The sequence below is a fragment of the Paenibacillus sp. FSL H3-0333 genome (genome assembly GCF_038002805.1).
GTDB classification, from domain to species: domain Bacteria; phylum Bacillota; class Bacilli; order Paenibacillales; family Paenibacillaceae; genus Paenibacillus_AQ; species Paenibacillus_AQ silagei.
This window is the reverse complement of sequence record NZ_JBBODG010000001.1, coordinates 5,141,117-5,163,243: the sequence shown is the minus strand read 5'-3', so window position 1 is coordinate 5,163,243 and position 22,127 is coordinate 5,141,117. Positions and strand designations below refer to the sequence as shown.

Here is a 22,127-nt window from a genome sequence, read left to right as displayed (position 1 = left end):
TCTGCTTTTGCGCAGAAGTATATAGTTGACCAATGTGGGAGCCGGGATGCCAGGGGCCTGGGAGCGATGGGTTGTGGACTACGGCTTACGCCGGTGCTTATGGGAGAGGTGGGAGGGGACGACTGGCTGGAATAGATGGATTTTGTACACTTGCTGGTGGCTGTTTGGGGCATGGCGCGACAACAATTGGATTAACAACACTTAATTATCGTAATTCAAGTAAAGCGTTTAAAAATTGAGTTAACAGTTGTGCTTTTTCCACTTGTTTCCCGGAAATCCCCGAAATTCGAGAAATTAAGATACGTTTGTCCACTTGCTTCCTACCGGAGGATTGGAATCTTTTAAAATCAGGCTTCGCTGTTTATATATAAGGGGCAGCATGGTAAAATATACAAATGGATACAATGATTCTTTCATTCAGGAGGGCTTATGTACCGCAAAATTCATATTATGGGAGCTTCCGGGGCGGGAACGACAACCTTGGGCAAGGCGCTGGCGGCGAGGCTTCCGCATGTTCAGTTGGATAGTGACGATTACTACTGGGAACAGAAATACAGCATTAAGAGCGGTGTTGCCGCACGTCTGAACAGACTGCAGAGGGACTTGGAGCGGCATGAGCCGTGGATTCTGTCCGGTGCGCTCTGTGGCTGGGGTGATCCGCTGCGCGACACCTTTGACCTGGTGATTTTCCTGTGGATTCCGGAGGAGATCCGTCTGCAGCGGCTGCGGGCGCGGGAGTATGAACGTTACGGGGATGAGGGTTTGCCGGGCGGAGACAAGTATGAGGATGTTGAGAGCTTCATTGACTGGGCAGCGCAGTACGATACGGGCGGAATGGAGATCCGCAGCCGGATGCTGCATGAGGAGTGGATGACCGGGCTAAGGTGCGATCTTTTGCGGCTGGAAGGAGACCTTACGGTGGAGGAACGGGTGGAGGCAGTACTGCAATACCTATCCCGTTCACGTTAATGTTAATGTAATCTATGGGAAAAGGAGGCTGACCATGAAGAAGATAGTGCGTGCGTTGCTGCTTCCGGCAATTCTGCTACTGCTGCTGACGTCCTGCAATACCGAAACGACCCATTTCAACTATACCTTCAAGGGCGAGGGGGACACCTGGTCAGGCGTCTATAAGCAGGAGGCCAGCCAGAAGCTGATTACGAAGAAGGATAAAGTGACAAGTGAAAGCTCCAAACAATATACCTTCGATCTGAAATACAAGGGTGAACAATCTGATCTGGGAGAAATCAAGCAGTTCAAATATGGCTACAAAGGCACCAGCGGCAGCAGCACCCGGACGGAGGAAGGACCAGTGCGCTGGGATATGCTGCATATGAGTGGATATGGAAATGGTGCGTTTGAAAATGAAGACTCCGTCATTAAAGTCACTGTCGAGTGGGACGGGAAGAGTGAGGAGTTTGAGCTCAAGAATGAGAAGTAGGGGATTAGGAGATTGAAGCTGGGACTGATTAGGCATTTCAAAGTAGATATTAAACCGCAGCGGACTTGGCTGACAGGGGAACAATTCAACCAGTGGGTCCAAGAGTATGAATTAGCACCTATTCAGGCTCCTGAACATGAGATAGGCGGGCAGCGCTGGACACTTTGTCTGTGTAGTGATCAGGAGAGGGCGGTACATACGGCAAGTTATTTTGAGGCTCGAAAATTTGTGTATACAGAGCTATTGAGGGAGATTAGTGTAACTGCACCGCGGCTCAAGACAATTAGACTTAGCGGACTGCGACTGCCGGTTAACCTATGGCTTGTGCTTGGACGTTTGTTCTGGTCGGTAGGTCATTCTTCTCAACCAGAGAGCAGAGCCGCTGCTGTACGGCGGGCAGATAGTGTAATAGATTCTTTGATTGTTAATGATGAAACCTCTGCTCAAGAAAACTGTGTACTGATTGTCAGTCATGGTGCGTTCATGAAAGTTCTAGACCGCAGGCTCCGGCTCAGGGGCTACGAGGCAGAGCGGATGCGTTACCCACGTAATGGTCAAATATTTATGTATGAAATGAAGTAATTGCACCACAACAATATGAACACGGAGGCAACCTGCCATGGTAACCATCGAACAAATCGAACTCGCATCACTGGAAGCATTGAACACACTCTACGATGAATTAATGGGCGGACGGGCGGACCCGGTGAAGCTGGAAAAGGCCTTTCGGACCATCCGTGAGGATGAGCGGTATGTACTGCTGGGAGCTTTTGTAGATGGGGAACTGCTGGGCTCCTTGATGGGGATCGTCTGCCAGGACTTGGTGGGCGATTGCCGCCCGTTCATGGTTATTGAGAATGTGGTCGTGTCTTCGCGCGCACGGCGGCAGGGGCTTGGCAAGAAGCTGATGACTGCGATCGAAGCGATTGCGCATGAACGGGACTGTTACTATATCATTTTCGTGTCGGGGGAGAAGCGGAAGGAAGCGCATATTTTCTATGAGGCGATGGGGTATAGGGAAGAGAAGGTTGAGGGATACCGCAAGCATCTCAGCTCGCATTAGGGTGCATAGAGGACATAAAAGTTTGGGAAAACTGAAAATTGCCCCGGCATATTCTGGTTTTCGCCATCAATTGTACTTCATACATTAGATTTTCGGATATTTGCCTGAAATGGACCCTTTTAAGAAATTCTATTGCAGCAAATACATTAGAATGCGTTTTGGAGCGCTTTTTTTCCGATTCTACTGTACATAATGCAATTACCTGGCGGGAAATCTAAGAATGACGGAGAGTGGAATGCTCCTTCGTATATACTGGACAACATACTTTTCACAAAAATTGCACAACCAAGAGCAGGGAATGTCTCCCTGCTCTTATTTTAAGTTTGACCATCTCCATGATAGCGCTTTATAATCCGTTCATAGTGGCTAGGGCCAGAGGTCAAGACTACAGAAGGCGGGGGAGAATCATGAATCCAATATGCAAGGTGCTGATTGTGGACGATGAAATCCTGGTCCGGCAAGGGATTAAATATGTGCTGGACTGGGAGCAGGAAGGATTTCAGATCGTGGGTGAAGCGGCCAACGGGCAGGAAGCGCTGAATTCGCTGCAGACCCTGCAGCCGCATATCATCATTACGGATATTGTGATGCCGGTGATGGATGGCGAGGAGCTAACCCGGCTGGTGAAGCGCGATTATCCGGCTACCGAGGTGATTGTGTTAAGCAGCTTCAGCGAGTTCCATTATGTGCGCTCGACGTTCCAGCATGGGGTGGCGGATTATATTCTGAAGCCGAAGCTGGAAGCCGGGGCCTTATTGCAGGTGTTAAAAAAAACCCGGGACCGCATCCCGGAACTGAGTGCCGCCGGAGGACAAACGGAGGCAGCAGCGCAGCCGCTGGATACCTTGCTCGGCCGGGTGCTGGCCGGTTACCGGCTGCCGCCAGAGAGCGAAGCGTATGTGAAGCAGCAGCTTCCGCATCACGCCTTCGCGCTGTTGGGCTGGGAACCGGTGCAGCAAGCACCGGGCGGCGAAGGCATGAACCATACCGCCATAAACGCGGTCAGCAGCGACAACGCTATGAATCATACCGCTATTAACGCAGTCAGCAGCAGCAATGCCATGAACCGTATCACCATCAATACTGCCAGCAGCGCAGCCAATGCACAAGAGGCCGCATCCGCTACCGTGGTTACCACTATTACCCGTGAACTAAACCAGTGTGTACCGGGACGGGTGCAGTGTATTATTCCAGTCGCAGAGCCTTCGGGCACTACATTCATGCTGATTAATCTGGAGGAAGCCCATTGGCCGCAGCTGCTGAAGGCTGTACACCAGTCGGCCGATACGCTTGCCGGGCAGGAGGCGGAGTTGCGGGTGACGCTCAGCCGTAGATTCAGTTCTCTCAGCGAGCTGGCGGCCATCCAGCAGGAGAGCAATGCAAGACTACAGCAGTGCCGGTTTTTCCGGCCGGAGCAGACACTGCTAATCCAGAAAAAACGTCCAGATCCGGAGACTCCGCTGCCCAAGTTCAATCTGACGTCCTTCACAGAGCAGTTGAAGCGGCAGCAGCTGGCGGAAGCGTTCGGTGACCTGCATCAGCATGTAGATGCGCTCAGTCGCCAGGATGACGGGGATGTGTATCAGTTCAAATCCTTCCTGGGCAATATCATCTTCAACATTACGAATCAGTTCAGTCATCTGCAGGAGCTGGAGGAGGGGAAATACGGCCTGTTCCGGGCCATCGATGAAGCGGGCACGGCCGAGCAGGCCATGCAGATTCTGGGTGATTACCTGACCCGGATCATGGAGCTGACTGCATCGGCAGCGCCTGCACCGGGCGGCAATGCCAGTATGACGAAGCTGCTTCAGTACATAGAGGAGCATTATGCTGAGACGCTGACCCTTACGGAGCTGGCCCGTCATTTTCATTTCAACCCTTCGTATCTGTCGAGCCTGTTCACGACCTACAATCACGAAGGCTTCAAGGAGCATCTCAACACAGTCCGCACGGGCAAGGCGGCAGAGCTGCTGCGGGCCGGGGAGGCACCCATAGCGGAGATTAGCAGCATGGTCGGATACGGCGATCACAGCTATTTTTGCAAAGTGTTCAAGAAATATTACGGCTTGTCCCCGAGCGGCTACCGGCGTCAGCATTACGGGCAGGAGTAGATCGTATGCGCAGATACTGGGAGCGGTTCAAATTTCACAGCCTGTTTATCAAAATCTTCATCGTCATGCTGATCAGCATCATCGCCGTAGCCATCGCCTCCTCATGGACGACCGTCCGTATGTCGGAGAAGCTGTTCATGAATACGTTCAGCATTACGAATTCCAAGGTGATCAGCCAGATTAAGGCGAGCTTTGAAGCTTTTCATTACTCGATCGTCACGGCTACCAACAATACCCAGCTAAGCGGCACGATCCGTTCCTTCCTGTCGGAGGAGGACTCGGACTCCCTGCGGATGCTGCGGACCTATTACAATATGACCACGCAGATGAAGAAGATTCAGTCCACGCTCGATGCCTACCAGGTCGGGATCAAAATCATGGGCAAAAACGGCCGCAGCTACTCCACCAATACGAACAATCTGCTAATGAGTGACCGGGAGCTGCAGCAGCACGAGCTGACACGGAATACGCTGGCCGAGCCGAAACGGCTGATGTACCAGTTCTATGAGGAGACGATGCCGGATTCGGCGCAGAAGGAAGCGGTGATTGTAAGCAGCAAAGCGCTGATGGACCGGACGACGGGCGATATTTACGGGACGCTGTTTTTTACCATTCATGAAAAGGATTTCCGCTCCTTCTACGGGAGCTTTGTCAGTACCGGGAACGATGTGGTGATCCTCAATAAGCAGGGGATGATTGTGTCCAGCAACCGCAGTGATCTGATGGGCCAGCAGGCGGGGGATCTATTGCAGGTGGCGAGTGAGATTGAGGAGCAGCAGCTTGCGTACCAGAAGATTGATTTCCAAGGCACTGATTCGATTCTGATTGCGGATTACCTGCCGTCTTATGATTTCTACATTGTGAACCTGATCGATAAGCAGACGGCCCTCGGCCAGATGGTCAACGGTAAAATGGTTGTGCTGTTCTGCTCAGCCATCGTGATCGTGGCCCTGATCGTGGTGTTCCTGATCTTCAGAAGGCTGACCCGCTCGCTCACACTGCTTACCCGGCAGATGTCCAAGATCACCGAGCGTAACTTCCACAATTACATTACGGTTACGGGAAGCTTTGAATTTCAGGAGCTGGGGCATGCCTATAATTATATGCTGGACGAGCTAAATGAATATGTCGAAAAGCTGGTGGAGACGCAAAAGGAGCAGCGGAATGCGGAGCTTGCGGCCTTACAGCATCAGATTAACCCGCATTTTCTGTACAATACGCTGGCTTCGGTCAACTTCCTGGTGCAGCAGGGCAGTCAGGAGAAGGCGGTGCAGACGATTCATGCCCTGATCTCGATGCTGCAGAATGCGCTGAGCAATGTCAGTGAGAGCATCACGGTGACGCAGGAGCTGGAGAATCTGAAATCCTATGTGTTCATCAACCATGTGCGGTACGGCGAACGGATCCGGGTGAATTTTTTCGTCTCCCCGGATTGTATGGACTGTCATCTGCCGAAGCTGATTATTCAACCGTTCATTGAGAATGCCTTCTTCCATGCGTTTACGCGCAAAAGCGGCGGATATATCCATATCCTCATCTCCCAGGATGCCGGATCTCTGCTCTGTGAGGTGGTGGATAACGGGGATGGGATGGATACCGGAGTGGCTGATCTGCCTATGTCGAGCCTTGCGGGGAAGCGCCAGCTGTTCACCGGAATCGGTATCCGTAATGTGCATGACCGGCTTGTCCTAATGTATGGCGAAGAGTATGGAGTCACCATTAAGAGTGCCCCGGACGAGGGAACCGCGATCCGAATCCGCCTGCCGCTGATGAAGAAGTGAGATTATTACCATTTTCCAAAAAAAGAACAAACGGCAAACAGGGTAGCGCTTACAATCAGGCGATAAAATGACCAATCCCCATAAAGTAAGTTCTAACGGGTCGCCCGGAGCGGGTGATAAGATTACTTATGTAATAAATAAGCGCTTACATTCAAGCGAGATACAGTAAAGCGCATCAAAGGGGAGGCTTACCAATGAAAAAAGGCTTTGCGTTAGTCCTGATTTGCCTGCTACTGCTTACGGCCTGCAGCTCTAATTCCGGGTCCAAGAATTCCGGCAATACTGCTGGGGACACGGGAAAGACAGAGAATACAGCAGCTACAGAGCCTGCACAGGCGAAGGAAATTACGATTTGGGCTTGGGACCCTGCATTCAATATCGCCGCGCTGGAAGTGGCCAAAGCAGAATATGCCAAGACTAACCCGGATGTGAAAATTAACATTGTGGAATATGCACAGGCGGATATTATCCAGAAGCTGAACACGGGGCTGAATTCCGGGACTACCAAGGGTCTGCCGAATATCGTGCTGATTGAAGACTACCGTTCCCAGAGCTTCCTGCAATCGTACAAGGATTCCTTCTACGATCTGAGCAGCTCAATCAAGGGCGCTGACTTCGCGGATTACAAAAGCGGTCCTACCAGCCTGGACGGCAAGCAGTACGGGATTCCTTTTGACTCCGGCGTAACCGGCCTCTATGTCAGAACGGACTATCTGGAGCAGGTAGGCTACAAGCTGGCCGATCTGCAGGATATCGACTGGAAGAAATATATTGAAATCGGCAAAGCGGTGAAAGAGAAAACCGGCAAAGCGCTGATTACACTGGACCCTAACGACCTCGGACTGATCCGGGTGATGATTCAATCCGCAGGCGAGTGGTACCTGAAGGAAGACGGCAAGACGCCGAATATCGCGGGAAATGCACCGCTTAAGGAAGCTTTTGAAACCTATAAGGAGCTGACCGAATCGAACGTAGCCAAGGTGCATGCAGACTGGAGCCAGTTCGTAGCCGCCCTGAACAGCGGCGATGTAGCCTCGGTGCCGACAGGCAACTGGATCACCCCTTCGATTACGGCGGAAGCGTCACAATCCGGCAAGTGGGGCATCGCACCGCTTCCGAAGCTGACTGTGAACAAATCCGTTCATGCCTCGAACCTGGGCGGAAGCTCCTGGTATGTCATGAATGTGGATGGTAAGGAGACGGCAGCAGACTTCATGGCGAAGACCTTCGGCTCGAATGTGGAAATGTACCAGAAGCTGCTCACGGACATCGGTGTTATCGGTACCTTCAAAGCGGCTGCGGGCGGAGAGGCTTACAGCCAGGCCAATGAATTCTTCAGCGGCCAGAAGATTGTAGCGGATTTCGCCGCCTGGACGGAGCAGATCCCAAGCGTCAATTACGGAATCAACACGTATGCGATTGAAGACATCCTGATTGTAGAGATGCAGAATTATCTGAACGGCAAGGATATTGACAGCGTGCTGAGCGATGCCCAGGCCCAGGCCGAGTCACAGATTAAATAGTTAGTTCTCATACAGTGACCTTGGGCGTGGCCTGCAGCTTCCGGGAGTTCAGGAGGCGGGCTGTGCCCGGGGTTTATTTTAATTGATAAGGAAAGGACTGGGCAGCTGTGCATCAAACTAATTCCAAACTTAGGTTCCGCACCAAAAGTGTGTTGACCGGATGGTCCTTCGTCCTGCTTGCGGTCATTCTGATCTTCGTCTTCTATTTCTATCCGATGCTTCAGGCACTCATTCTGTCGTTCCAGACGGGAACGGGCAGCAATCTTACGTTTACCGGCTTCGATAACTATTCACGGCTTCTGTCTGACAAAACATTCATTGTATCGGTTAAAAACACCTTCATCTATCTGCTGGTTCAAGTGCCGCTGATGATCATCCTCGCGCTGTTTATCTCGGTGCTGCTGAATGACAGCAAGCTGAGGTTCAAAGGATTCTTCCGCACGGCGATCTTCCTGCCCTGTGTCACTTCACTGGTTGCGTATTCTGTGGTATTCAAGTATTTGTTCTCCGGCAATGGCCTGGTGAATACGATGCTGCTGAAGCTTCATCTGGTCAGTGCCCCGATTGAATGGATCACCGATCCGTTCTGGGCCAAAATCACCATTATCATAGCGATCACTTGGCGCTGGACGGGTTACAATATGATTTTTTACCTGTCAGCCCTGCAAAATATCGATCACTCCATCTATGAGGCCGCCAAAATTGACGGAGCATCTTCTTCCCGCCAGTTCTTCGGAATTACGGTCCCGCTGCTGAAGCCGATCATCCTGTTCACCTCGATTACCTCAACCATCGGGACTCTGCAATTGTTCGACGAGGTCATGAATATTACGAAGGGCGGCCCGGGCAACGCGACCCAGACGATCTCCCAGTACATCTACAATTTATCGTTCAAATATGCAGCAGACTTTGGCTATGCAGCCACCGTATCGTATTCGATTGTCATTATGATCGCACTGCTGTCGGTCATCCAGTTCAAAGTGGCAGGTGATAAAAATGGCTAAAAGTAAACGTTTCTTCATGTATCTGTTCCTGAGCATCGCGGCCATTGTCTCAATCTTTCCGTTCCTGTGGATGGTCGTCAGCTCGACGAACCAGTCGGTGGATGTCACCCGCGGGCGTCTGCTGCCGGGCACTCATCTGCTGGAGAATCTGCGCAAGCTGCTGGACACTACGGACCTGCAGTTATCCCTGATGAATTCAGCGAAAATCTCCATAACCACCACGCTGCTGGCGCTGCTGATTGCCTCGCTGGCCGGTTACGGCTTCGAGGTCTTCCGCAGCCGCTCGAAGGATATTGTATTCAACATTCTGCTGCTGTCGATGATGATTCCGTTCGCCGCGCTGATGATCCCGCTGTACCGGATGTTCGGCCAGATCTCGAACGTCTTCCCGTGGATGGGCATCGATACGATTGTCTCGGTCATTTTACCTACGGTGACTACCGCGTTCCTGATTTTCTTCTTCCGGCAGAGCACGAAGATGTTCCCGAAGGAGTTGCTGGAGGCCGGGCGGATGGATGGGCTTAGCGAGCTGGGCATCTTCCTGCGCATCTATCTGCCGACGATGAAGACGACTTACGCCGCCGGAGCGATCATTACGTTCATGTCGAGCTGGAACAACTATCTCTGGCCGCTGATCGTATTGCAGACCCCGCAGACCAAGACCATGCCGCTGCTCATCTCCACCCTCGGCTCGGGCTACGCCCCGGACTACGGGATGATTATGATTGCGATTGTGATCGGCACGATCCCGACGGCGCTGGTGTTCTTTGTGATGCAGAAGCAGTTTGTGGCGGGGATGATCGGGTCGGTGAAGTAATGTGAACAGGAGCTATTTTGAGTTTGGGAGTAGTCGTGGCTCCGGGGATTGTTTGGACTTTCGGCCGCTGTTAGATTTGGATTTCCTGATTTAAGCCGCATAGTCTGCGGTAGAAATCCAAATCTAAAGGCGGACGCTGCCGCTCCTACAGTTCCAAACATCCCCTCCGCCACTCCTCCCAAAAGGGGGAGAAGCTCAAGTTCACTTACTGTGGGGGTAGGGCAGGGGGGAAAGGCAAGAGCTCTATCGCTGAATGTTCGCTACGAACGCAGCTTCATGCATTAACTTAAAGCTTCCGTATTGACATATCGCAAATCATCGATATAATAATGACTATGAATCCAATTGATGTATTTAAGGCTTTGTCGAATGAATCCAGGTTACAGATCTTACAATGGCTCAAAGAGCCATATGTTCATTTTAAACCCCATGAAGGAGTGGATATGGAGGAAATTGGGGTTTGTGTAAGTCAAATAACCGACAAGCTGAACATGACTCAGTCCACGGCTTCTCAATATCTTACGATGTTGCAGCGGGCAGGATTGATCACCACAAAACGTATAGGCAAATTTACGTACTATCAGAGAGACGAGGAAGCCATACGTCAGTTAGCTAAGTACACGATGAGTGAGATGTAAGAGAGATGAAACTGAGTTCTTTACCAGAATTCAGCTTTATCTTGGCATTATGATTCGACAATTCGTGATATGTCTTTTTAAATATCATATCTACAATTCGCGAATTGTATATTCAAAATATTCAAAGGAGTTGTATCATTCTATGTCTGTAAGCTGGAAAGTGTATATTTTAGCCATTGTTAGTTTTTTGGTAGGGACGTCCGAGTATATTCTGTCTGGCATTTTAGATAAGGTGTCCCTTTCACTTGGTGTTTCAGTTGCTGCCGCCGGGCAATTAATTACGATTTTTTCGCTAGTCTACGCTATATTTACTCCTGTTCTTATGGCTGTAACCGCAGGTATAGACAGACGGAAATTAATCATGATGGGTCTCGGTTTGTTTGTGGTATCTAACATTCTCGCTGTTCTTTTGCCCGGGTATGGATTGTTTGTAGTTGCCCGCATCATTATGGCCATAGGCGCAGGGGTAGTGGTTGTTACCGCCTTAAACATTGCAGCGAAAATTGCCCCAGAGGGTAAACAAGCAAGTGCGATTGCAACAGTCGTAATGGGCTTTACAGCATCCTTAATTATTGGCGTACCTCTTGGACGCATTGCAGCGGATACGCTTGGCTGGAAATCTGTGTTCGGGGGTATTGCCCTTTTAGGGATTATCGCAATGATTATACTTTCTTTCGCCATCCCGCGTGTTAAGGGAGATGAACCTATTCCATTACGGCAACAATTACGTTTGCTACAAAAGCCTAAGGTCGCATTGGGACTCGCGATTACCTTCTTTTGGCTTGGCGGATATTCGGTAGCATATACGTATCTTTCACCGTATTTGCTTGGAGTATCGGGCATAAGTGATAAATATCTCAGCGGAGCTCTGCTTATATTTGGTATAGCCAGCATGATAGGCTCCAAAATCGGTGGCTTCAGCACGGACCGGTGGGGGGTTAACCGAACCTTATTCAGCGGATTGATACTCCATATTGTAATGCTGATCCTATTGTCTTTAGTAACGAATACACTCATTGGTGTGATGGTTGTGCTATTGTTGTGGTCCTTCTCCGCATGGTCCTCTGGTCCGACGCAGCAATATCATTTAACAACAATTGAACCCGAAGCCTCAGGTGTTATGCTTGGTCTTAATCAGTCGATGATGCAGCTTGCTATGGCAGCGGGTGCTGGTATAGGCGGGGTAGCTATTGAAACGGTCTCGCTTGCATCGATTACATGGATTGGTGCTGTTGGGGTTGCGATTGCTATAATCGCTATGCTCCTCTTATATAGAATGAATTCTAAATCAGAGATGAATGTTCAACATTTAGTTCAAAATCAGTGAATGTTACTAACCTTGCAGAAATACTTCTGGTGACAAAAAGCGCAGTGTCCGGAATGCCCGGCCACCGCGCTTATGTTTTGGGGTCCCCGCAAAGTAAAGTACCTGAGTTATCATCGAAGCTAAAGCCCCACTTTGTGGGGGTATTTTATACTATTCCCCGACTCTATACCATAGTTCACAATATTCATAGCCATCTGCGCTTGTACCATACATCTCGAAATTACCACCGTCCAGAATCGTATAGGTTGAGGTTGGCAGCCATTCCGAGAAGATCCGGTTCTTCAATGACTGCAGATCGTACTTGCCGCTGCCGTTCCCGTCATGGAGTGTTGAGAACACGGCCCACGTAGATGCGGGAACATCAACAACAGTGTATCCGTTCACTTGGCTGCCTGGCGCTCTGTAGCACCCGATTAGATAAGGGAAGGTCGAGTTGCTTGTGAAGGTGTAGGCATCGAAGGCAAAGACTGCTCCAAGTTCCTTGCTGAAATTGCCTTCGTCTCTCCAAGCCCCGCTTAACGATTGGGCTAAACGTTCGAACTCACCATTATTGCAGATATTTTGCCAAACCTCCGGGATCGTTACGCCCGCTTCATTCGCAATAGTGTCGTACTGGTAGATATCCTCCAGTCCATACACTTGAAAAGCATCCCGTTTCTCCATCCGGTAATTCATTCCGGTCACTCCCTTTAAAATGATTTGAAAGGAGATGCGGGGATAGGCTCTTAACTCACTTTCGGCATTGCGCGCTAATGTAGGCGTCATTCCATGCAGATTGTGAAATGCACGGGAGAAGGCTTCCGGTGATTCATACCTGTACTTCAAGGCAATGTCCATTACAGTGTTCTTTCTGTCCTTTAGATCAAACGCAGCCAGCGTCAGTCTTCTGCGCCTGATATATTCGGATAACGGGACATCAAGTACAAATGAAAACATACGTTGAAACTGGTAAACCGAGCATAAGGCGATTTTAGCGATTTGATCGTAATCAATATCTTGTTCCAGGTTATCTTCAATATAACCGATCGCCCGATTCATTCGCTCCAGCCACTCCACGCAATCCCTCCTTTCATAAGAAAGCATATCATCCGGTAGTTACCGTAGCCTGATTATCCATGCAGCATATTGTCAGGTGGTCATCTGAGCTGGAGCCGCTTTACTTTGGGAATAGTCGTGGCTCCAGGGATCGTTTGGACTTTCGGCCGCTGCGGCTCCTACAGTTCCAAACATCCCTTCCGCCACTCCTCCCAAAGGGGTGGACCAAGTACGCTTACCGTGGGGTGGGGCATGGATGTTCTAGTCGCTGCTGTTTGTCTTCATTTAATGCCTCCCGTTAGTGTATTTCCCTCCCAATCCACGAAATTGAGATTTTCTTTATCCATCAGGCTCCATTCAATTATAGTTTTCACAAGGCCCGGCGTTATAACGTTGTCATTTCACAACTTCATAGGAAACATTAAATTTTTTATCTTCCGAAACAATAAATAGTTTGATCCGTCCGTAGTTTTCATCATCTTCTTTGACATACCAGAAATAATACTTTTCGCTATGAACGAACTTTCTTCTTCCCTTTTTATTAACACCCAATATGTTTGTCCCCGCATTCGTAAATAATTCTATTTCCGATGTTCCACTAATAATCTCCTTTGCAATAACTTCACTCTAATTATAAATATATCAAGTCAGTATTCAAACGGTTTTTACGTGTTCAAGCTGAGAAAAGGCATGTCACGAAAATGACACTGCATCCCTGTGCCGGTTGTTAGATTTTAGTAGAGAGGCGCAACTGATGTGGAAATTTGGAGTAATAAGAAAGATGATAGAAAAATATGAAATAGAGGAAAAGGGAGGATGTTTGGGATGAAGACAGGTAAAAAAGTGTTGACAGCCTTACTGGCTGCGGGGTTGAGCTTCGCCATGTTGACGGGTGTGAATCCGGGGAAGGTAGAGGCAGCGGCTAAGAAATACCCTGCGCTTCTGAAAATCAACGATTATTATGTGCTCTATACGGCACCGAAGGCGCCATATGTGGATGCCAACTACCGGACGATGATCCCGCTTCGCTCCATTAGCGAGCTGATGGGGGCGAAGGTCAGCTATGATGCCAAGGCTAGAACGGCTGCCATCGAAAAGGATAGTGTAACGGTTAAGTTCACCATTGGTTCCAAATCTGTTTCGGTTAACGGGGTTGCCGGGTCGATGGACACGGTTCCGGTGATGGAGCAGAATTCGATGTTCATTCCGGTCAGTGTGCTGGCCGGACGTCTGGGCATTGTGAGCAAATGGGATCAGGCGAATCAGCTCTACACGCTGACGGGTGAAACCCTGATGCAGACGGATATCATCAAGCTTTCTTTAGAGGACACTGAGAAAGGACCCTTCACTTCCCCACCGGGGAAGATCATTAGCAACGACGCGTTCCGGCCAGTTTCTTACACCTTTGACTCCGCAAAAGGAAGCTTCACGGTGAAGGCGAAGAATATAACAGGTAAGGATGTTCCTGAAGGAGCGGCGGATGTAGCTGCGTATATACTTTATGATGAACTGATTCAATTTCCGGCGCAGGAGCGGGAACGACCGGCTGTCCGTAAGGATGGAACGATTGAGGTTGCCGTTAAAACCGAAACACCGAGTACTCCAGCTTATTTACTTGTAAAAGGGCGCCTGCTTGACCGCTCCGGGAATTAATTTCAATTTCGATTTTGAATCAGAGGTGAATTCGGTTGATGGACACTCATATTCACATCCTCTGCGGCGACTCCTTCGGAGGCAGTGTGAAGCAGGTGCTTAAAGAATTTGGCTGGACGGATACGCATAAGCTGATTATCCTGCGGGAGAATTATGCTATAGGTCCGCTGAATCAGTTGGATACGCAAATGGGGAGGAAACAACGCAGTGACTGGTTCCGCCAAAATATAACGGAAAACTATAATGTCTCATATGATTGTGAAGAAGAGTATACGGAGCTGCTGGACAATCTGGAGCAGATTTCTGCACAGGCCAAGATTATAATCTGGACCAGTGGCAATGCTTGCGAGCAGACCGGGCTGCGTCTTATTGCTCATCTGTTGGGGAACAGACCGAACGAGATCATAGTGTGTGATGCCTGCGCAATCTGTGAGGAGCTGTTCAACCGGCCGGATGCTTTCATTAACTACTGTCATTCCGGTGAGATTCCGTCAGACAAGCTCCGGGAAGCACTTCTGCGGATTGATGAGGGCAGCAGGTTGAGTGCTGGCGATATCGCGCGGGTGTCTCAGGATTGGCTGACGATTTCCGGGCAGTCCGGCGTCCTGCGAATCTGGCAAGAGAATGCCCTGCTGGAAGTGCCTGCTGATTACTACGACAGCTATCTGCTGGAAAAGCTGGATTCACTGACACCCCCGCCAGGAGAAGACGGATTCCTGAAATCAGCCCGGCTGGTCGGAGAGGCGCTCGGATACTGTGAGCAGTATGTCGGTGATGCTTATTTCGAGCACAGGGTTAGAGAGCTGATCTACAGCGGGGTCCTGGAGATCAAGGGCGTTCCCACAGCGATGAGATTCTATAGCATTCGGCGCAAGAAAGGGTAAGGTATATAGAAGCACTAAAGAATTTAACAAAAAGCAAAAGAATCTGAGAGAAAATTTGGAACTCTGGGGGCGATAGCACCCGCTATGTCACGGGATTTTCCGCTTTATAAGAAGCACTATAGCATTTAACAAAAAGCAAAAAGAAGCGGAGGGGAAATTTGGAACTGTAGGAGCGAAAGCGTCCGCCTTTGTCTGCGGATTTCCACCGCTAATAGCGGTTAAAAATGAAGAAATTCAAACACAACAGCGGCCGGAGGGCCAAATGTTCACCGCAGCGACGGTCAAGCTTTGAGTTCAAATCTAAGGAGGACAACCATGCAAACCCTATTTCGTTATAACTGGCAGGTCCGCGAGGAATGGTATCAATGGTGCGGGGAGCTGCCGGAAGAAGAACTGGTGAAGACACGCATTGGCGGGGTGGGCGGAATCCTGCAGACGCTGGTGCATATAGTGGATGTGGAATTAAGCTGGATCCGGGATATGGAAGGTAAGCCGGATATCCGTTTAGACTTCACGGAGTACAATACTTTGCCGGCAATCAGAGAGGTGGACGCACGCTTCCGGCCGGAGGTGGAGTCCTTCGTAGTAGCTTGGAATGAGGGATTGGAACGGAGGATTCTAAGGGAGGATGGGCCGGATGGGCAGGTTACCCAGCATAGATGGGGCGAAGTGATACGCCATGTTGCCGCGCATGAGATTCATCACATCGGCCAGCTCTCCATCTGGTCAAGGGAACTCGGCCGGAAGCCAGTCTCGCCTAATCTGGTGGGCAGAGGTCTGGCTACGTATTTACCCGGTACAGAATAAAGGAGGCTGCGGGTCCTAAAATAGTCTGGCGGTGCAGCCTCCCGGCCTTCGACTTCGTCTCTACAGCTCCGGCGGAAACCACAGATGGCGCAGATCGACCCAGCCCTGGCTGTTGAAGGTCACCCCGCGCACGGAGGGCAGATAGGCGGTCTCGGCAGGCCGTTCGTAGAGAATATGCAGCTGGTGGTCACGGGTTAGAGTATCCTCGATCACCCGGAAGCCTTCCGCCCGAACAGCGGCGTCAGGCTCCCGCGAGATCTGGCGCAGCCTGCCCTCAATGCCCGCACGGGTGCGTGGTTCGATATGCTGCGAGAGGGTCAGGTACAGGTCGTACAGCCGGAGCTGCTCGTCCTGGTCGCGGAGCAGCGAGAAGACGATCAGGTCAGACTTCAGGCGGATCGGACCTTTGAATTCCTCCGGCGACACGGATAACACCTTACAGGCATATCCATGCTGCGTTAGTCTTGCGGCGATGTATTCGGCATCTCCGGCGTACTGCGGGATCGTGGCAATCTGCAAGACTTCAGCCGGAGGCGCTGCGAAATGCCGGAAGGACACTCTCGGAGCTTCATGCAGACAGGATAGCAGTTCTGCACGGAGAAGGGGATCGCTCAGCGGTCCCTTTTTCTTCGTGTTGCAGGTTACGAATTTGCGGACATAGGACTCAGAGTGAATTCTGCTTAGAGAGTCTGCGCCCGCCGCTGACGGATTCGGGATGACATGGAAGGCAGAGCCGGTCTCTGAGGGCTCCCGGTCAAGGCTCCATGGGACATAGATAATCTCCACACGGTCCAGATGGGCCCGCCCCTGAAAATAATAAGGGAACACCTCCAGCACACAGGTATCCTCATTCATCTCTACGACCTTGAACGGACCGGTGCCCGCCGGCCTGCGCCCAAACAGATTCTCTCCAATGGATTCCAGATCGCGGGGCACAATCGCCGCCCGGCTGGTGCAGAGGAAGGGAAGGAAGAGCTCATTCGGCTTCTTCAGCAGAATGCGGACGGTTGAGGCATTCAAGGCCTGGACCTCCTGAATCTCCTTGACAATATAGCTGTACAGCATGCGCTGCGAGGTAGACATCATCCGTTCGAACGAGTAGACGACATCCTCGGCGGTCAGTACCTTGCCATGATGGAACAAGACCTCTTTGCGCAGATGAAAAGTCCAGGCCGTCCGGCTCCCGTCTATCTCCCAGGCATGGGCCAGGCCGGGGATCACCTTGCCGCGTTCACCGCTGCGGCCGACCAGCCCGTCAAAAACATGGCTCGAGACAAACGACTCCGCCAGCAAATTCATGTAGAGCGGATCGAAGGTATGGAGCTGCTGGGTGACCGGCAGCCGCAGCGTATCGATCCGCTTGTCGCTGTGCACCTCGGCATGATGCCCGAAGTAAGCCAGCAGCCAGCCTTGCAGCGTGTCCTGCAGCGATGAGGTGCGGGCATGTCCGCGGATGCCCTCCAGGGCACTGCTGATATCCTTGCTGCTTATGGCCTGCTTCATGGATTCCAGGGCAATGTCCTCGGCCGCCGCGAGGAACACCAGCTTGGAGCGCCGCCCCCGACCCCGGCTGGGGGTCCAGGTGATCCAGCCGAGATCGGCCATTTTGCGGATCACATGCAGCGCATTGCGGTGGGTACAGCCAAGGGTCAAGGCCAATTCGTCCAGGGTGACGGAGATCTCGGCCGGACCTCCATGCTGCGAATGCAGCTTCAGGAATTGACTGTGCAGCTTCATTTGGGACATTCTCCTCCTGCCTAATCTGAAAAATAGGAAATTAATAATATTATATTTCTCTTTTTCTTCTTATTTTATCAGCTAGAATCAGGATATGACAGTAAAAAGATGGGGGAATTTACCATGGACGAACAAACGGTATCCAAACCGGGGCTTGGGCGTGTAGCCTTACTGGCCGCATTTCTGCTTGCGATTGTGCATCAGTACCTGTTCTACGGCAAAATGCCGGGGATCTCATACCCGATTTTTGTGGTCTTATTTTATGCTTTTATGCTCTATTTCGCCAAGGAGCAGCTGCGCAAGCAGACCTGGTTCAGCTATGTTTGGATGGTGTCCATATTTCTGTTGTCCCTGACCTATATGCTGTTCGGCAACTGGTTTTTCTTTGCGCTTAATATCGTTGTTATTCCGGTGCTCATTCTATTACATATGACGTATATGCTTAGTTATCGCAAGCCCGCCTGGAGCGGACTCGCACTGATCGGCGCGGCGCTTGAGCATCTGTTCCCGCAAAGTCTGCGCAACTGGGCCACGGCATTGAGGCTGCTGCGCCGGGGCAAAGGCGGGCTACCGAATGAACGCAAGCAGGTATTGATGCGGGTGCTGATCGGTCTGCTGATTTCCGTGCCGCTGCTGCTGATTGTGATCTCGCTGCTCTCCACGGCGGACGGAGTGTTCAGTCAGCTGCTGGAAGCACTCCCGGGGATTTTTGACAATATTTCACTGGGGGACTGGATCTTCCGGGGTCTGTGGGTTCTGCTGCTCGGGCTGGGCATGTTCGGCTTCGTCTGGGGGTTCGTACAGAGTAAATCCTATATCCGCACTCCTCTGGTCAGTAAGTTTGATGCGATGGGGCAGAAGCTGGAAGCGGCTGAAGCAGGGGAGGAGGGGATCGGTCTTGATGACCCGGTCATTATCACTACCGTGCTGACCGCGATCAATGCGGTGTACATGCTGTTTGTGAGTGTCCAGTTCTCGTATCTGTTCGGGGCCTGGGACGGGATTCTGCCGGAGAACAGTACATATGCGGACTATGCGCGGAGCGGTTTTCTGGAGCTGATTCTGGTCACATCCATTAACTTCGCGATCTTGCTGTTGTCCTTGCTGGCAGTGCGTAAAGCGGGCGGCATTCTGAAGCGGGTCATTCAGCTCCTGCTGTATATTCTGGTGTTATGCTCCATGGTCATGCTGTATTCTGCATACTCGCGGCTGACTCTGTATGAAGAGGCGTACGGTTACACCTACATCCGGTTCCTGGTGCATGCCTTCATGATCTTCCTCAGCTTGCTGCTGGTGCTGGCGGCCGTGCGGATTAGCCGGGAACCCTTCCCGCTTCTAAAATGTTACATCGTGCTCGGCCTGCTCTCCTATGTGCTGATGAACTATATAGGGATGGATCATATCATTGCGAAGCAGAATATCCATCGTTATGAAGCAAGCGGTACGCTGGATGCCGGTTATCTGGCCGGGCTCTCCGCAGATGTGGTTCCAGAGCTGATCGAATTCAGCAAGCAGGAGAAGGGGATTCTGGACGAGGCGCTGCGCAGCAGACTGGCCGAAAGCAATCAGCCTAAGCAGAGCTGGCCATCGTTCAATCTGGCGAATCACCGGGAGCGTAGAGCGCTGGAGGAGTATTTTGTCGGAGAGGTAACGCAGAAATAGCTTCTGTGCTCAGGCTTGTGTTACAGTAATTTCAGCTGAAATCACACAAGGAGAGAAGAACCTCATGCAATCGATTATAAATCCGGAGGCGGTTCGAAGCCTTACCGAGCAGAATGGGCTCACAGCCATGTTCAGCAGCAGCGCCATTGCACAGATGGAGCTTCGGCGTTACGGCGGCGGAGAGGCCGTCTGCTCGGTGGGCGACCGGCTGGAGCATATGTTTTTCCTGATGCAGGGCAAGCTGAAGATTCATACGCTGCTGCCTAACGGCAAGTCGATGCTGGTCCGGTTCGCCCGGCCGATGTCGGTGATCGGGGATGTGGAGCTGCTGCGCCAGTATCCCGTCAAGAATGAGGTGGTCTCTGTAGGGGACAGCCTGCTGCTTGTTGCCGGAAGGAAGCTGCTGCTCCGGGAGATTGAAGACAATACAGCGCTGCTGCGCTTCCTGGTAGGAGAGCTGAGCCACAAAATGTACACGCTCGGCCAGACCTCTGCCATGAATGTGCTCTATCCGGTGGAGAACCGGTTCGCCAGCTATCTGATGTCGCTGTTCGCGGACAACACTGGCGCCCAGCGTGTAGAAGAGATTCGCACCTCCACGCTGACTGAGACCGCCGATCTGCTCGGCACCAGCTACCGGCATTTGAACCGGGTAGTGCGCCGCCTGATTGAAGATGGGATTATTGAACGCAGGAACGGCCGGCTGATTGTGCGGGATGAGGAGCGGCTGGCAATGCTTGCGAACGGAAACCTGTATGATTGAACCGGAATTAAGGGACGTAATTCATAGAACCTCCATTCCTGCTTTTGGCAGGGGTGGAGGTTTTTTGTGCTCCCGGCAGCGTATTTCAGTTTCATTTAAGAATGATGATGTACGATACGTAGAGGTTACACAGTAGAGCTTACATATCGAGTGGAGGTAGTTATGATGTTCAACAGACTTAGAGGAATCCGGGCCAAAATCATGTTTGGCTTCGCCGCTGTAATTATCGTGTTCATTCTCGCTATACTAGGCAGTACTATTTTTCAGGCTAAGGTGACTATGCTTACAGAGCAGATCAACCGCAATTACAGCAAGCTGTCGATGGTACAGAAATTAACCGATGATATCCGGACGGCGGACGGTCTGGCCGCAAGGTATGTGATGAGTAATACCACGGAGGAGCGAACAGCCAATCTGACCGCCTATGAAGCCAAGATACCAGAGATTACAGCCTCAGTCGAAGAGCTTAAGGGAGCCGGTCTGAATGAAGCGGAGCTTGCGGGAATTCAGAATCTGGAGGGAGAATGGGACAATTATCTGACGGTGCTGGAGCAGGCTTTTGCCTTGGCCAAGGAAGGGAACTTCCCGCAAGCGCAGAAGTCGTTCACAAGCCTCTCCCTTACGACGATCATCGATTCACAGCTGGTGTTCGAGACGATGCTGCATGATGAAATTATGAAGGAACAAAGTCAGGCGGCAACCCACCGCAGCTCGGCTATGATTACCAGCATGGGGGTGACGGGATTATCCGTAGTACTGGCTCTGTTGATCGCATTCGTATTGTCTGCACGGATACTGAAGCCGGTGAAGGATGTCAACAGGCAGCTCCAGGAGATTGTGGGCGGCGATGCCGATCTAACTCGCAAGCTTAGTGTGCAGACGAAGGATGAGATCGGTGAGCTGGCCCGGAATTTCAATACAATGACCGATAATCTGGCAACGATGATCACCCAGGTGAAGCTATCCGCGAACGGTCTGGCGGCTTCTTCAGTGAAGCTGACCTCGGATAGCGGATTGACCGCCGAAACGACCGAGAAGATCTCCGGAATTATGGGTGAGGTCGCAAGTGGTGCGGGCATGCAGATGAATGACCTGCAGACTAACATGAACACCATTATTGAAATGTCGGACGGTATTCAGCTGATTGCTGCCAGTGTACAGGATATCTCGGAAGCTTCCCTGCGTTCTGCAGATTATGCGGTGGCCGGGGATCTATCCCTGCAATCTGCCGTCCGGCAGATGGATTCCATCAACGAATCCATTCAGTCCTTATCCGAGAAGGTCATGGGCTTCGTGAAGCGTTCACAGGACATTAGCAGCATTGTCAGTGTGATCAAGGGGATCGCCTCGGAGACGAATATGCTGGCACTGAATGCGACCATAGAAGCGGCCCGGGCCGGAGAACACGGCAGAGGATTTGCTGTGGTAGCCGATCAAGTGCGCAGACTGGCTGAGCAGTCCGCAGCTTCCGCCAATCAGATTGCTGAAATGGCAACCGGTATCCAGGCCGATGCAGATCATGCAGTGAAGGTGATGAAGAACAGCATGAACGAAGTGCTGGGGGGAACCCGGATCATAGAAGAGGCCGGGCAGTCTTTCAATGCCATCCGCCATTCGATTGATTCACTAGCGGGACAGGTTCAGGAGGTATCCGGCGCGGTAGAAGAAATCACGGCAGCGACCGAAGAGATTGTAGACTCTATCCGTAACGTTACGCATATCTCGGAGACTACAGCGGCAAGTACACAGCAAGTATCCGCTGCATCGCAAGAGCAGATGGCTTCAGTGGAACAGATCGCCTCTTCTGCCAGTGCACTCAGCATGCTGGCGCAAGGTCTGCAAGGTCTGGTTGCACGTTTCAATGTATAATTAGGCAAGCCC

Annotated in this window: 19 protein-coding genes; 17 read left to right on the top strand and 2 right to left on the bottom strand. The window is 51.3% G+C overall.

What is annotated here, in order from left to right; translation table 11 throughout:
* Nucleotides 1-429 precede the first annotated feature (429 nt).
* The 11 genes from MHH78_RS23170 to MHH78_RS23120 all read left to right on the top strand — a co-directional run bounded on the left by MHH78_RS23170 (nt 430) and on the right by MHH78_RS23120 (nt 11,705).
* On the top strand, nt 430-969 hold the full coding sequence (locus MHH78_RS23170; protein ID WP_341168933.1) for an AAA family ATPase: 540 nt from the start codon (nt 430-432) through the stop codon (nt 967-969).
* A 34-nt stretch (nt 970-1,003) separates the two neighbouring features.
* On the top strand, nt 1,004-1,441 hold the full coding sequence (locus MHH78_RS23165) for a hypothetical protein (protein WP_341168932.1): 438 nt from the start codon (nt 1,004-1,006) through the stop codon (nt 1,439-1,441).
* Nucleotides 1,442-1,453: 12 nt separating this feature from the next.
* On the top strand, nt 1,454-2,023 hold the full coding sequence (locus MHH78_RS23160; protein ID WP_341168931.1) for a histidine phosphatase family protein: 570 nt from the start codon (nt 1,454-1,456) through the stop codon (nt 2,021-2,023).
* Between the two features lie 37 nt (nt 2,024-2,060).
* Nucleotides 2,061-2,504 carry a GNAT family N-acetyltransferase gene (locus tag MHH78_RS23155; protein WP_341168930.1) on the top strand — a complete coding sequence of 148 codons (444 nt, stop codon included), beginning with the start codon at nt 2,061-2,063 and terminating at the stop codon, nt 2,502-2,504.
* Between the two features lie 407 nt (nt 2,505-2,911).
* Nucleotides 2,912-4,615 carry a response regulator transcription factor gene (locus tag MHH78_RS23150; protein WP_341168929.1) on the top strand — a complete coding sequence of 568 codons (1,704 nt, stop codon included), beginning with the start codon at nt 2,912-2,914 and terminating at the stop codon, nt 4,613-4,615.
* A gap of 5 nt (nt 4,616-4,620) precedes the next feature.
* Nucleotides 4,621-6,396 carry a sensor histidine kinase gene (locus MHH78_RS23145; RefSeq protein ID WP_341168928.1) on the top strand — a complete coding sequence of 592 codons (1,776 nt, stop codon included), beginning with the start codon at nt 4,621-4,623 and terminating at the stop codon, nt 6,394-6,396.
* Nucleotides 6,397-6,590: 194 nt separating this feature from the next.
* A complete protein-coding gene (locus MHH78_RS23140) occupies nt 6,591-7,919 on the top strand; it encodes an ABC transporter substrate-binding protein (protein WP_341168927.1) in 1,329 nt (442 codons plus the stop codon).
* 107 nt (nt 7,920-8,026) lie between these two features.
* Nucleotides 8,027-8,923, top strand: coding sequence for a carbohydrate ABC transporter permease (locus MHH78_RS23135; RefSeq protein ID WP_076074064.1), 897 nt, complete (start codon nt 8,027-8,029; stop codon nt 8,921-8,923).
* Nucleotides 8,916-9,740 carry a carbohydrate ABC transporter permease gene (locus tag MHH78_RS23130; protein ID WP_076074067.1) on the top strand — a complete coding sequence of 275 codons (825 nt, stop codon included), beginning with the start codon at nt 8,916-8,918 and terminating at the stop codon, nt 9,738-9,740. The genes MHH78_RS23135 and MHH78_RS23130 overlap by 8 nt, the downstream gene beginning before the upstream one ends.
* Before the next feature lie 335 nt (nt 9,741-10,075).
* The gene (locus MHH78_RS23125) at nt 10,076-10,378 is read left to right on the top strand and encodes an ArsR/SmtB family transcription factor (protein WP_076074876.1); all 303 of its coding nucleotides are present in this window, start codon (nt 10,076-10,078) and stop codon (nt 10,376-10,378) included.
* A gap of 142 nt (nt 10,379-10,520) precedes the next feature.
* Nucleotides 10,521-11,705 carry an MFS transporter gene (locus MHH78_RS23120; protein ID WP_341168926.1) on the top strand — a complete coding sequence of 395 codons (1,185 nt, stop codon included), beginning with the start codon at nt 10,521-10,523 and terminating at the stop codon, nt 11,703-11,705.
* Nucleotides 11,706-11,855: 150 nt separating this feature from the next.
* Here MHH78_RS23120 and MHH78_RS23115 read toward each other — a convergent pair whose 3' ends face one another.
* Entirely contained in the window at nt 11,856-12,761 is a 906-nt protein-coding gene (locus tag MHH78_RS23115) for an AraC family transcriptional regulator (protein WP_341168925.1), read from the bottom strand.
* Nucleotides 12,762-13,565: 804 nt separating this feature from the next.
* On the opposite strand from MHH78_RS23115, the gene MHH78_RS23110 reads away from it, so the two are divergent.
* The 3 genes from MHH78_RS23110 to MHH78_RS23100 all read left to right on the top strand — a co-directional run bounded on the left by MHH78_RS23110 (nt 13,566) and on the right by MHH78_RS23100 (nt 16,084).
* Nucleotides 13,566-14,393, top strand: a complete 828-nt coding sequence (locus MHH78_RS23110) for a copper amine oxidase N-terminal domain-containing protein (RefSeq protein ID WP_341168924.1) — start codon at nt 13,566-13,568, stop codon at nt 14,391-14,393.
* A gap of 38 nt (nt 14,394-14,431) precedes the next feature.
* Complete coding sequence (locus MHH78_RS23105) at nt 14,432-15,277, top strand: DUF1835 domain-containing protein (protein WP_341168923.1); 846 nt, start codon at nt 14,432-14,434, stop codon at nt 15,275-15,277.
* 315 nt (nt 15,278-15,592) lie between these two features.
* A complete protein-coding gene (locus MHH78_RS23100) occupies nt 15,593-16,084 on the top strand; it encodes a DinB family protein (RefSeq protein ID WP_341168922.1) in 492 nt (163 codons plus the stop codon).
* 60 nt (nt 16,085-16,144) lie between these two features.
* Here the strand turns inward: MHH78_RS23100 and MHH78_RS23095 are convergent, their stop codons facing one another.
* Complete coding sequence (locus MHH78_RS23095) at nt 16,145-17,821, bottom strand: ABC transporter substrate-binding protein (protein ID WP_341168921.1); 1,677 nt, start codon at nt 17,819-17,821, stop codon at nt 16,145-16,147.
* Between the two features lie 123 nt (nt 17,822-17,944).
* Here MHH78_RS23095 and MHH78_RS23090 point away from each other — a divergent pair, with 123 nt between their 5' ends.
* From MHH78_RS23090 to MHH78_RS23080, 3 genes are all read left to right on the top strand, one after another.
* A complete protein-coding gene (locus MHH78_RS23090; RefSeq protein ID WP_341168920.1) occupies nt 17,945-19,483 on the top strand; it encodes a DUF4153 domain-containing protein in 1,539 nt (512 codons plus the stop codon).
* A gap of 64 nt (nt 19,484-19,547) precedes the next feature.
* Nucleotides 19,548-20,246, top strand: coding sequence for a Crp/Fnr family transcriptional regulator (locus MHH78_RS23085; RefSeq protein ID WP_209879837.1), 699 nt, complete (start codon nt 19,548-19,550; stop codon nt 20,244-20,246).
* A 162-nt stretch (nt 20,247-20,408) separates the two neighbouring features.
* Nucleotides 20,409-22,115 (top strand): methyl-accepting chemotaxis protein, encoded by a 1,707-nt coding sequence (locus MHH78_RS23080; RefSeq protein WP_341168919.1) that lies wholly within the window; start codon nt 20,409-20,411, stop codon nt 22,113-22,115.
* The last annotated feature ends 12 nt before the right edge of the window (nt 22,116-22,127 follow it).